We start from the raw sequence: 12,089 nt of genomic DNA on the forward strand, positions 1-12,089 counted from the left end.
CGGTGTGGTGTGGTGCGAAGGCGGTTCCACCACAGTACCCGGCTCGAAAATCTACGCGGGTAGATATCGCTAACGCCTGATCACGTTCCGGTTTCGGCGGCGACAACACGTGGGAAAAATCCCGAGAAAAAGTCGCCGAAGTCATTGCGTGGAGACACGCTGATGCAATTGGCTGGGCTTCACATTGCAATGGCTGTCGCTGTACAAAGGAATCCCAGCAAAAACAACATTGCTCCATAACAGCCGGAAGGCCGGTATCGCCGCACGTCAGAGACGTGGGAGTGGCGAGGCCGTAGGAAGGAACCGATATCCGTGGCTCAGCGCGTAGTGGTCACACTCTCCGATGACATCGACGGCGGAGAAGCGGCGGAAACGGTCACGTTCGGCCTGGACGGAAAGGTCTACGAGATCGACCTCAATCCCGCCAATGCAAAGAAACTGCGCAAGGCGCTCGCGCCTTACGTGACGGCGGGCCGCAAGCACGCGAAGTCCGGGAAGACCTACCGGCACACCTCCGTCGCCCCCGATCCGGCGGCCGTCCGCGCCTGGGCACGCTCCAACAAGATGGACGTGCCGGCCCGCGGCCGGATCCCGAAGAAGGTCTACGAGGCCTTCGCCCAGGCGAGCTGACCTCCGGTCCGGGGCGGTCCTGCGGCCGCCCCGGGCACCGGAGTTGCAAACCCCCCCTGCTGATCAGCTAGAGTCTGGAGCACGCCGAGGGGCAAGGCCGAAAAGCCAAGTCCACCGGAGCGTGCGGGTGTAGTTCAGTAGTAGAACACCCCCCTTCCAGGGGGGAGGCGCAGTGTGCAATTCCTGTCACCCGCTCTGCATTGCCTGCCGGCCACGGTTGTGGATCAGGTAGAGTAGTGCCCGCGCCGCCCAGTGAGAGCTGGTCGGAGGCATGCGGACGTGGCTCAGTTGGTAGAGCATCACCTTGCCAAGGTGAGGGTCGCGAGTTCGAATCTCGTCGTCCGCTCAGGAATCATCAAGGCCCCGGTTCATCGAACCGGGGCCTTGGTCGTATGCCCGGCCACTCCGGTACCCGGCCAAGTGCCGTTCCTCCCCTGACATTTGTCATGTGCGGTGATGACAGCGCGCACTGCCCCGGCGGCTCCGGCGGCGGAACGCTTGAGGCATGGCAGGCACAGCGAATGTGATCGAGGTCGAGGAGCTGCGGCGCACCTACGCCGGGGGCTTCGAGGCCGTTTCCGGAATCTCCTTCACCGTGGCGCGCGGCGAACTCTTCGCGCTGCTCGGCACCAACGGCGCGGGCAAGACCTCCACCGTCGAGCTCCTCGAAGGACTCGCCCCGCCCAGCGGCGGCCGCGTCCGGGTGCTCGGGCACGACCCGTACACCGAACGCGGCGCGGTACGCCCCCGTACCGGCGTGATGCTCCAGGAGGGCGGCTTCCCCGCCGAACTGACCGTCACCGAGACCGTCCGCATGTGGGCGGGCTGCACCAGCGGGGCCCGGCCCGTCGCCGAGGCGCTCGAACTCGTCGACCTGGCCCGGCGCTCCCAGGTACGGGTCAAGCAGCTCTCCGGCGGCGAGAAGCGCCGGCTCGACCTGGCGCTCGCGCTGCTCGCCCGGCCCGAAGTGCTCTTCCTGGACGAGCCGACGACGGGCCTGGACGCCGAAGGGCGGCGCGAGACCTGGGAGTTGGTGCGCGCGCTGCGCGACGGCGGCACCACCGTGCTGCTCACCACCCACTACCTGGAGGAGGCCGAGGCGCTCGCCGAGCGGCTCGCGATCCTGCACGAGGGGCGGATCGCGGCGAGCGGCCGGGTCGACGAGGTCGTCGCGGCCCAGCCCTCGCACCTCTCCTTCGACCTGCCCGACGGCTACCACCTGGGCGACCTGCCGCCGCTCGACCGGCTCGGCGTCACCAGCCACGAGACGGCGGGACGCACGGTCCGCCTCAAGACCAAGAAGCTCCAACTCGCCGCCACCGAACTGCTGTTGTGGGCCAGGGACAGCGGGGTCGAGCTGCGGGGGCTCGATGTGCGCTCGGCCTCCCTCGAAGAGGCGTTCCTGAAGATCGCACAGGACCGACGCGGACCGGACGCGGAAACGGAGGCCGTCCGATGAGCACCACCCTGGACGCGGCGCGCAGCCCGGTCCTTGAGCCCGCACGGACCCCGAAGACCGCGGCCGACCGCATGACGGCGCTCGCCCGCGCCGAACTCACCCTGCTCGGCCGCAACAAGTCCACGCTGTTCACCGTGCTGCTGCTGCCGGCCATGCTCACCGTCTCCATGTACGGGACGGTCAACAGCGTCGACCTCGGCAAGCAGGGCCTGAACGCCGGAACCGTGCTGCTGCCCGGCTCGCTCGGCTTCGCCCTGCTCTTCGCCCTGTACTCGCCGCTGGTCGGCATCTACGTCGTACGCCGGGAAGAGCTTGTCCTGAAGCGGCTGCGCACCGGCGAGCTGCACGACTGGGAGATCCTGGCGGGGGCGGCGCTGCCCGCGCTGCTCATCGCCGTGGCGCAGTCCGCGCTGCTCGTGGTGGGCTGCTCGGCGTGGCTGCACGTGCCGCTGCCCCGGGCGTGGTGGCTCGCGGTCGTCGGCCTCCTGCTCGGGCTCGCCGTGACGGGCGCGCTCGCCGCGGCGACCGCGGCCCTCACCAGGACCGCCGAGGCCGCCCAGATCGCGGTGATGCCACTGATGCTGGTCTCCACCGCCGGATCGGGTCTGATCGTGCCCACCGACCTGCTTCCCGACAAGGTGGCCATGGTGTGCGACCTGCTGCCGCTGACCCCGGTGATCCAGCTGATCAGGAGCGGCTGGACGGGCGGCGCCGGGGCCGGGGACGTACTGCGGGAGCTGCTCGTCGTGGTTGTCTGGACGCTCATCGCGGTACTGGTCGTGCGCGGGCGCTTCCGCTGGGAGCCGCGGCGCTGAGACGGGGGCGGCAGGGTGTTCGGCCGAATACACACGTGGCACGGGCGGCAGTGGCGGGACCGCAGCAGGGTCGAGAAGGTCGAGTTCCAGAGCCGGCTGGTCTGGGACCTCAGCATCTGGTTCCTCTTCCTCAGCTGGGACGTGCCGTTCGTCCTGCTGGGGCTGCGGCACGAACCGCTGCCGCTCGCGCTCGGCGTGGCGACGATGGGGGCGGGCGCCGCGGCCGCGTTCCAGGGCTGCCGGGTCCACCGCCGGGCGCTCGACCACTATCTGGGGCGGGGCGGGATGCCCCGCCGCGGCCTGCTCTGGACCGGGGCGCTGGGTGGGCTCTCGCTCGTCCTCGTCGCGGCGCTGCGGGCGTCGCACGGCACCCCGGACGACACCCTGATGCTCGTCGTGCTCTATGTGGTGCTGCCGTTCGGCATGGCGTACTGCCTGCTGGTGCCGCGCGGAAGATTCCTGCTGCGGTTCGCCCTGCTCGGCATCCCGGTCGCGGCGCTCTTCGCGGCCGTCGGAGTGCCGCAGGGACGCGTGGTCGGCCTGGCGGTGGCGGTGGCCCTGTGCGGGCCGTGGGCCCTGACGGTGTCGCGCTGCGGCGCCTGGACGCTGTCGATGATGTGGGAGTCGGACCGGGCCCGCGAGACCGAGGCCCGCCTGGCGGTCGCCGAGGAGCGGCTGCGCTTCGGGCGGGACATGCACGACGTGCTCGGCCGCAACCTCGCGGTCATCGCGCTCAAGGCCGAACTCGCCGTCCAGCTCGCCCGGCGCGGCCGGCCGGAGGCGGTGGCACAGATGGTGGAGGTGCAGCGCATCGCGCAGGAATCACAGAAAGAGGTACGGGAAGTGGTGCGCGGCTATCGGGAGGCGGACCTCGGGGTCGAGATCGAGGGCGCCCGAGGGGTCCTTGAGGCGGCCGGGATCGGCTGTGTGTACAGCGGGCCGGCGGAGGGCCTGACCGTCGAGGCGCAGTCGGCGCTCGGCTGGGTGGTGCGCGAGGCCACCACCAATGTGCTGCGGCACGGGGACGCCCGCAGCGTGGCGATCCGGCTCGCCGTCGCCGAGCACACCGCGACCCTGGTCGTCGAGAACGACGGCGTGCCGGAGCGGCCGGCCACCACCCCGGGCTCGGGCCTGGCCGGTCTGCGCGAGCGGCTCTCGGCGCTCGGCGGCACCCTGGAGGCGGGCCCGGCGGGCGACGGCCTGTTCCGGCTGACCGCGGAGGTGCCCCGATGAGCCGGGTGCGGGTGCTGCTCGCCGACGACGAGCACCTGATCCGGGGCGCGCTGGCGGCCCTGCTCGGCCTGGAGGACGACCTGGAGGTCGTCGCGGAGGCCGCCTCGGGGCCCGAGGCGCTCGCGATGGCGCGGGCCCACCGGCCCGATGTGGCGGTCCTCGATCTGGAGATGCCGGGCGCGGACGGTGTGATGGTGGCCACACAGATCCGGGCCGAACTGCCGTCCTGCCGGACCATGATCGTGACCAGCCACGGACGCCCCGGCCATCTCAAGCGGGCCCTCACGGCGGGGGTGCGCGGCTTCGTGCCGAAGACCGTGAGCGCCCTGCGGCTCGCCGAGATCATCCGGTCGGTGCACGCCGGAAACCGTTATGTGGACCCGGAGTTGGCGGCCGACGCGATCTCCGCAGGGGACTCCCCGCTGACCGTGCGCGAGGCCGAGGTGCTCGGGTTCGCGGCCGACGGGGCGCCCGTCGCGGAGATCGCCGAGCGGGCCGCACTGTCCCAGGGAACGGTCCGCAACTACCTCTCGTCGGCCGCCGCGAAACTGGGTGCGGAGAACCGTCATACGGCGGTGCGTCTCGCCCGCGAGCGAGGTTGGGTATAGTGGTCTCCGCGCCACGGCGCATGCGAACGTAGCTCAGCTGGTAGAGCACCACCTTGCCAAGGTGGATGTCGCGAGTTCGAACCTCGTCGTTCGCTCCACACACGAAGAAGCCCCCCGGTCCTCGACCGGGGGGCTTCTTCGTGTCCGCGTCGGCTAGGCCCAGCTGGTGCCGGTGAGCTGCTCGTACGCCTCGATGTACTTGCCCCGTGTCGCGTCCACGATCCGCTGCGGCAGCGCGGGCGGCGGCTGCTCGCTCCTGCGGTCCCAGCCGGAGTCCGGCGAGGTCAGCCAGTCGCGGACGTACTGCTTGTCGTAGGAGGGCTGGTCGCGGCCCGGCTCCCAGGTCGCGGCGGGCCAGAAGCGCGAGGAGTCCGGGGTGAGCACCTCGTCCGCGATGACGAGCTCCTCGCCCGCGAACCCGAACTCGAACTTGGTGTCCGCGAGGATGATGCCCTGCTCGCGTGCGATGTCACGGGCCCGGCCGTAGACGGCGAGGGTGGCCTGGCGCAGCTGGGCGGCGGTCTCCGCGCCGATCTGGCGGGCCACCTCCTCGTAGCTCACGTTCTCGTCGTGCTCGCCCACGGCGGCCTTGGTGGCGGGCGTGAAGATCGGCGCGGGCAGCTCCGACCCGTTGCGCAGGCCCTCGGGCAGCGCGAGGCCGCACACCGTGCGGGACTCGTCGTACTCGACCAGGCCGGAACCCGCGAGATAGCCGCGGGCCACGCACTCCACCGGGATCATGGCGAGCGACTTGCACACCAGCGTGCGGCCCGCCCAGTCGGCCGGGGCGCCGGCCGGGACCTCGCTGGAGATGACGTGGTTGGGCACCAGGTCGGCGAGCAGGTCGAACCACCACAGCGAGAGCTGGGTCAGGACCCGGCCCTTGTCGGGGATCTCGGTGGGCAGCACCCAGTCGTACGCGGACAGCCGGTCGCTGGCGACCATGACGAGGTCGCCCGCCTCGTTCTGATAGAGGTCACGCACCTTGCCCGTGTGGAGATGGGTCAGGCCCGGCACCTGCAACGGCTCGGGCTTTTCTACGAATCCGGACACGGTTCCTCCGCGTAGGTTGATCCAGGAGCGATTCCGATTCTCTCGCATGCGGCCGGGAGACGGCGTCGCGGGTCGGACCGGGGCCGGCCCGGTGCCGCCGACGGCACGGTCCGGGCACCGGCGGCCCGTGGCACGCGTCACGGCCGGCCCGCGACCGGCGTCAGTCCCGCTTGCAGATGCGGTCGAGGAGATTGGCCGTGGCCCGCTGGATGCGGGAATCCACATGGCCGGGGCGGTCGAGCGCCGGAGACCAGGCGAAGGTGCCCGAGGCGAACACGAGCGCGCCGGAGGGCGCCCGGTACAGGGACGTCTCCTGGTGCCGGACGTGCTGCTCGCTGTCCCGGTACGGGGAGTGGGCGAGCAGGATGCGGTCCTGGTGCTCGGGGAGCGCGGTGCGCGGGTAGTAGCGGTCGGCCTCGCCCGCGACCAGGCCGGCGATCTCGTCGCCGTCCCCGGCACCGGTCGCCTCCCACAGCCAGTGGTCCGCGTTGCGGACGACCATCGGGTACGGCTCGGGGACGCGGCCCGCGTACTGGATGCCCAGGAGCTGCTGCTCGGGCCGGGCGATCTCGCGCCACAGGGCGGGGCGGCCGGGGCCGCGGCGCTTGCGGCAGGTCAGCAGCCGGTCCGGGACACCGGACGGGGACGGCCCCAACTCCACTTGCCAGTAGATGGAGTTGGCGGACAGGAAGACCAGCGAGGTGCCGCCGTCCCGGGCCAGCTCCACGGCCCGGCGCATGGGGGCCGACCAGTACTCGTCGTGGCCGGGGAAGACCAGGCCGCGGTAGCGGGAGGCGTCGACGCGGCCGGCGTGCAGATCGCGGGCGTCGGCGTAGGCGAGGTCGTAGCCGTAGCGCTCGGCCCAGCGGATGAAGTCGTAGGCGTGGCCCACGTGCAGGGGCAGACCCGCGCCCGCGTACGGCCGGTCGAAGGAGACGGTGGTCGCCGCGTCCTCCTCGCCGAGCAGCCGGCCCTCCTCGTCCCAGGCGTGGTAGAGGCTGGCGCCGGTGCGGCCGTCCTCCGGGTAGAGGTTGTAGGCCTGCCAGGTGATGTCGGGCAGCAGCAGGAGCAGATCCGCGGGGTGGTCGTCGCGGACGGTGAACGGGATGTGCGAGCGGTAGCCGTCGGCGGTGGTCAGGACGGCGACATGGGCGCCCACCGAGGCGTGCGAGGGCACCTGGTAGCGCCAGGACTGCCACCAGTGGTGACAGGAGACCGTACGGTCCGCGGTCAGCGGCGGCGGCTGGACGATCCCGGAGAGCCGGGGGCTGGTGGCGATCTTCGCGGCCCCGTCGCCGCCGTAGTGGCCGATCCGGTAGACGTCGACGGTGAACTGCTGCGGGGGATCCACCGTGATGTGGAAGTCGATGGCCTCACCGGGCGCGACGGCCCCGCTGGAGGCGAACCCCTTGATCTGGCGGCGCACGTCGTCGGCGGTGCGCGGCCCGGTGACCCGGGCGGGGCGCGGGGCGGGGACGCCGTCCGTGACCGGGACGTGGTCGACGTACCAGGGCACCACGTGCCCGGTGTCGTCGAAGTACGTCTCACTGCCGCGCAGCCAGGGCAGCGGGCCCTGCCCGAAGGGGTCCGAGACGGCGTGCGCGAGGGCTCCGGACTCCCAGCGCCGGATGTGTTCCGACCGTTCCACCCCCATGTCGCTCCCCTCCCTCGATCCCCCGGGACAACAGTGATGCGACTGTGGCCCGCGGTCCGTCCGCGGTCTGTCCGCGACCGGTCCCCAGCACATCACATAACGCACGCACTCCGTCACCGTTCGTCGCGAATTGACGTGAAGGGGAACTCGACGTTCCGGATATGTTGGGCGAACTCGCCCTACTGGGAGCGCTGTTGGGGGTGGGGCGGCGGCTGCCTGCGGGCGGTTCGGCCGAGGAGCGGGGCGGCTTCCCGCCGGGGTGGGGTGGGGGTGCGGCTCCGGTAGGCGGGGCGGCTTCCTCTGGCTGATGCTAGCCAGGCTCCCCCGGGGGGGGGTGCCCCTCAGACGAGACGTACCGGCTTCTCCGGGCGGATGCCCACGGAGGACAGCCAGTCGCGCAGTTCGTCCGGGTCGCCCTCCTCGACGAGGGCCAGCACCGGGGACACCAGGTCCGAGCGGCGCACCTCGTCGATGAGCAGCGAGGGGCCGTCCAGCCAGTCGAGCCCGGGCAGGGCGCCCGCCGTGTCGATCGCGGCGCAGCAGACCATCGCCGTCACATGGTCGGCCAGCAACTCCCGGCCCGTGCGCGGCGGCTGGAGCGGAAGGAGCGGCACCGCGTCGACGCCCCAGGCCTCGGGGCCGGGCGCGGGCCGCGCGGACGCGGCCTCCTCGCCGGCCACCTCCGCCGCGATCCGGGCCGCGAGGCGGTCGGCTGCCTCGCCGTCCGCCCCGGCGAGATGGTCGATGACCCGGGCCAGGGTGGGCGCCGCGGACTCCGCGTCGCGTCGCTCGCCCAGCGTGTCCAGGACCCGGTGCAGCCGGGCGGCCTCGCTGCGCCACTTGCGGTCCACGACCTCCTCCGGATACGCGGCCCAGTCGACCGGCGCCCAGTCGGGCCCCGGCTCGGCCGGGCCCCCGTGGAACAGCCGGGCGGCGAGCAGCGAGGTCGCCTCGTCGGCGGCGCCGGGCTCCTCCAGAAGGTCGCAGGCCGGACGCTCGCCGAGCCGGGAGGTGTAGCCCTCGGCCAGCCGGTCGCGCCGGGACAGCTCGGTCAGCGCGGAGACCACGCCCGCGTCGAGGCGCGCGGGCCAGCGGCCCATCCGCCAGGCGGGCAGCGCGACCCGGGTCAGCAGCCGGTCCCAGCCCGCGTAGGCGAGCCCGACCTGCTCCTGGGCCACGATGCGTACCCCGTAGTCCACGGTCTGGGCGCGCTCGGACGCGGCGACCGCGACACCCCGCTCCATCTCGGCGGCGTGCACCCGGCACCCCCGCAGGAGCACCCGGGCGATGGCGGCGACGAAGCCGAGGGCGAGCCGTCGCACCGGGTCGAGACCCGGCCGCGCGGCGAGGCCCACCGCCGCGTCCAGACCCCGTACGAAACGGCGGGCGGCCGCTATGTCCGGGTGGGCGGAGGGGCCCGTTCCGGCGACGACCGGGGCGAGGATGGCGCGGAGTTCGCCGACGCGCATCCACCACATGAAGGGCGAGCCGATGACCAGGACCGGCGCGACCGGCGCCCGCCCGGTGCGCGGGGTGCGCGGGGTGCGTGGAGCGGGTGCGGTGCCCGCATCGCCGCCCGCATCGGCGCCCGCATCGCCGCCGCGTATGGAGCGAGCGGGCATCGGCCCCCTCCCGGCGTGCGCCGGATGGGTGCGGTCCTCCAGCCAGCTGTCGCAGTCCGGAGTCAGGGCTATCGCCGAGGGCGGCGGCACATCGAGGCGCTCTGCCAGGTCTCTGACCAGGCGATACAGATCGGGGGCGGACGATTCGGCGAGGTCCACCGTCGGGGAGAGGGCAGGTCTCGCCCGTACGATCACGGCTCCGACGGCGGCCGCGAGCAGCAGCACGAGCAGCGCGGCGGCGGTGACCGCCCAGCACACGGCGTCCCAGCCACTGCCCTCGATCCGGCCCTGCGCGGCGGCGACGGTCAGCACGACGGCGGCGGCCGTCGGCAACAGGGCCACGGCCAGCGCCCTGCTACGGACGCGCAGCACGGCGAGAGCCCGCGAGCGCGCGTGCTGCGCGCCCGCCTCTGCACCCATTCCGGTATCGGACACGGCCGGACCTCACCCCCTCTGCCCTGCGACGGCTTTGCTCACTCCCCCACTGTGGCACCGCCCACTGACATCGCAATGCCGGTGGGCCAAGTGCCGCAACGCCCTCGCCGCACCCTAGTTGGGGCCCCGGCGGGAGTCATCCCGATGGGGCGACCGTCACTCGATGGAATGGCTTTGGGTAAAGGTGCGGGCGTTCGCGGTTCGATTGGGGTCGCCCGGGTCGGTCGAGGTCACTTGGTCGGTCGGGGGCGCCCGGGTCGGTCGGGGGCGCTTGGTCGGTCGGGGGCGCTTGGTCGGTCGGGCACGCTTGGTGGTTGGGGCAACCGGGCCCCGCGGACGGCGTGCAGGCGGCGGCCACCCGGGCGCCAAGCACGGCGTGCAGGCGGCGGCCACCCGGGCGCGAAGCACGGCGTGCAGGTGGCGGACCCCCGGCCCCCGGGGTGGGACGTGACCGTCAGCCCCGGCCCTCCGCGGCCTCGCGGGCGATGTCCGTGCGGTGTTGCGAGCCGTCGAGGCGGATGCGGCCGACCGCCGCGTACGCCCGCTCGCGGGCCTGCGTCAGGTCCTGGCCGGTCGCGGTGACCGAGAGGACCCGGCCGCCCGCGCTGACCACCGCGTCGCCGTCCCGCCGGGTCCCGGCGTGCAGGACGTACGCCGTCGGCGCGTCCTGGGCCACGACCTCGGCCAGGCCCTCGATCGGGTCGCCGGTGCGGGGCGTCGCGGGGTAGTTGTGCGAGGCGATGACCACGGTGACGGCGGCGTCGTCGCGCCAGGTCAGCGGGGCCTGTACGTCCAGGGTGCCGTTCGCCGAGTGGAACAGGACGCCCGCGAGCGGGGTCTGGAGCCGGGCGAGGACGACCTGGGTCTCGGGGTCGCCGAAGCGCGCGTTGAACTCGATGACCCGCACCCCGCGCGAGGTGATCGCGAGGCCCGCGTACAGCAGTCCGGAGAACGGCGTGCCGCGGCGGCGCAGTTCGTCGACGGTCGGCTGGAGCACGCTCTCCATGACCTCGTCGACGAGCTTCGGGTCCGCCCACGGAAGCGGTGAATAGGCGCCCATGCCACCGGTGTTGGGGCCCTCGTCGCCGTCGAGCGCGCGCTTGAAGTCCTGCGCGGGCTGGAGCGGCAGGACGGTGACGCCGTCGGTGATCGCGAAGAGGGAGACCTCGGGGCCGTCCAGGAACTCCTCGATCACCACGCGCTCGCAGGCGAGCGCGTGCGCGCGGGCCGCGGCGAGGTCGTCCGTGACGACGACACCCTTGCCGGCTGCGAGACCGTCGTCCTTCACCACGTACGGGGCCCCGAAGGCGTCCAGCGCCTCGTCGATCTCCGCGGGGGTGGTGCAGACGTACGAGCGGGCGGTGGGCACGCTCGCCGCCGCCATCACGTCCTTGGCGAAGGCCTTGGAGCCCTCCAGCTGCGCGGCCTCCTTCGAGGGGCCGAAGCAGGGGATGCCCGCGGCGCGCACGGCGTCGGCCACCCCGGCCACCAGGGGGGCCTCGGGCCCGACCACGACCAGCTCGCTGCCCAGCTCGACGGCGAGGCGGGCGACCGCGTCCCCGTCCATCTGGTCCACGGGGTGGAGCTCGGCGACCTCCGCGATCCCGGCGTTGCCGGGGGCGCAGTGCAGCGCCGTCACGTCGGGGTCGAGGGACAGGGAACGGCACAGGGCGTGCTCGCGAGCACCGCCGCCGATGACAAGGACCTTCACGCCGGCCAGCCTAGCCGTCGCGACGGGGTGACCCTTGTGCGGGTCACCAGGCGGACGCTCAGCCCTCGTTCGTATATTCCTCCACCACGGTCGCCCCGAGCTCGCGCACGATCAGGTCGTGCCCGGACAGCGCGTTGTCCACCAGGTCCGGATCGTCGTCCTCCGGAACGTCGTCCTCCAGCCGGACCGGGGGCGGCGGCGGCTCCTCCTGGCGTGCGGGAGCACTGGCCCGGGGCGGCTGCTGCGACTGCGGTACGGGTGCGGACGCGGCCGGGGCCGCCGACGCGGACCGGGCGGCCCCCGAGGACGCCTGCGGCGGCTGGTGCTGCTGAGGCTGGCTCGGCTGGTGCTGTGGGGACTGCTGATGTTGCTGATGTTGCTGGGACTGCTGGGGCTGCTGGACGGGCGGGGCGGGGGGCCTCGGAGCGGCGCCGCCGAAGTTGCCCGCCGCCGGCGGGGGTTGGGTGCCGCCCGACGGGTCGATGATCGCCTCGACCTTCCACTGCACCCCGAACCGCTCGGAGAGCACACTGCGCAGCACGTCCTCGCTGCCACTGCTCGCGAAGTTGTCCCGGGCGCCGGCGTTGATGAAGCCGAGCTGCACGGTGGTGCCGTCGAAGCCGGCCACCTGCGCGTTCTGGCTGAGCAGGATCCAGGTGAAGCGCCGCTTGTTCTTCACGGCCTCCAGAATGTCCGGCCACATGGTGCGCACCTGCATCGCGTTGCCCTGGGCGCCCGGGGCGGGGGCGGCGGCCTGCGCGGCCGGAGCGGGCTCCGGGGCGGCCGGGGCGGGGGTGGACGCGGGAGCCGCGGTGGGCCAGGCGCCCGCCGAAGGGGCGGCGGGGGCGGCGGCCCCGGGCCAGGCACCC

The 12,089-nt window shown here is 73.0% G+C and carries 9 protein-coding genes, 3 tRNA genes and 1 pseudogene; 8 read left to right on the top strand and 5 right to left on the bottom strand.

The window, feature by feature from the left end:
- The first annotated feature begins 312 nt into the window (after window positions 1-312).
- From CG740_RS37700 to CG740_RS37735, 8 genes are all read left to right on the top strand, one after another.
- Window positions 313-630 (top strand): histone-like nucleoid-structuring protein Lsr2, encoded by a 318-nt coding sequence (locus CG740_RS37700; RefSeq protein WP_100579828.1) that lies wholly within the window; start codon window positions 313-315, stop codon window positions 628-630.
- Window positions 631-753: 123 nt separating this feature from the next.
- Window positions 754-825 (top strand) — tRNA-Gly (locus tag CG740_RS37705).
- 78 nt (window positions 826-903) lie between these two features.
- A tRNA-Gly gene (locus tag CG740_RS37710) sits at window positions 904-976 on the top strand.
- 159 nt (window positions 977-1,135) lie between these two features.
- Window positions 1,136-2,089 carry an ABC transporter ATP-binding protein gene (locus CG740_RS37715; RefSeq protein ID WP_100579829.1) on the top strand — a complete coding sequence of 318 codons (954 nt, stop codon included), beginning with the start codon at window positions 1,136-1,138 and terminating at the stop codon, window positions 2,087-2,089.
- The gene (locus CG740_RS37720) at window positions 2,086-2,904 is read left to right on the top strand and encodes an ABC transporter permease (protein WP_234376729.1); all 819 of its coding nucleotides are present in this window, start codon (window positions 2,086-2,088) and stop codon (window positions 2,902-2,904) included. Before CG740_RS37715 ends, CG740_RS37720 begins: the two co-directional genes overlap by 4 nt.
- Window positions 2,905-2,919: 15 nt before the next feature.
- On the top strand, window positions 2,920-4,137 hold the full coding sequence (locus tag CG740_RS37725; RefSeq protein WP_199846694.1) for a sensor histidine kinase: 1,218 nt from the start codon (window positions 2,920-2,922) through the stop codon (window positions 4,135-4,137).
- Window positions 4,134-4,745 carry a response regulator transcription factor gene (locus CG740_RS37730; protein ID WP_100579830.1) on the top strand — a complete coding sequence of 204 codons (612 nt, stop codon included), beginning with the start codon at window positions 4,134-4,136 and terminating at the stop codon, window positions 4,743-4,745. Before CG740_RS37725 ends, CG740_RS37730 begins: the two co-directional genes overlap by 4 nt.
- 22 nt (window positions 4,746-4,767) lie before the next feature.
- Window positions 4,768-4,843 (top strand) — tRNA-Gly (locus CG740_RS37735).
- A 55-nt stretch (window positions 4,844-4,898) separates the two neighbouring features.
- Here the strand turns inward: CG740_RS37735 and CG740_RS37740 are convergent.
- From CG740_RS37740 to CG740_RS37760, 5 genes and pseudogenes are all read right to left on the bottom strand, one after another.
- Complete coding sequence (locus CG740_RS37740; protein WP_100579831.1) at window positions 4,899-5,798, bottom strand: phosphoribosylaminoimidazolesuccinocarboxamide synthase; 900 nt, start codon at window positions 5,796-5,798, stop codon at window positions 4,899-4,901.
- Window positions 5,799-5,958: 160 nt separating this feature from the next.
- Window positions 5,959-7,452 (bottom strand): N,N-dimethylformamidase beta subunit family domain-containing protein, encoded by a 1,494-nt coding sequence (locus CG740_RS37745; protein WP_100579832.1) that lies wholly within the window; start codon window positions 7,450-7,452, stop codon window positions 5,959-5,961.
- A 341-nt stretch (window positions 7,453-7,793) separates the two neighbouring features.
- The gene (locus CG740_RS37750; protein WP_100579833.1) at window positions 7,794-9,509 is read right to left on the bottom strand and encodes a hypothetical protein; all 1,716 of its coding nucleotides are present in this window, start codon (window positions 9,507-9,509) and stop codon (window positions 7,794-7,796) included.
- A 454-nt stretch (window positions 9,510-9,963) separates the two neighbouring features.
- Window positions 9,964-11,220, bottom strand: a complete 1,257-nt coding sequence (gene purD, locus CG740_RS37755) for a phosphoribosylamine--glycine ligase (RefSeq protein ID WP_100579834.1) — start codon at window positions 11,218-11,220, stop codon at window positions 9,964-9,966.
- A gap of 58 nt (window positions 11,221-11,278) precedes the next feature.
- Window positions 11,279-12,089: pseudogene (locus CG740_RS37760) on the bottom strand (DNA polymerase III subunit gamma and tau); the annotation flags it as partial.

Source organism: Streptomyces sp. CB01201, from assembly GCF_002803085.1.
GTDB classification, from domain to species: Bacteria; Actinomycetota; Actinomycetes; order Streptomycetales; family Streptomycetaceae; genus Streptomyces; species Streptomyces hundungensis.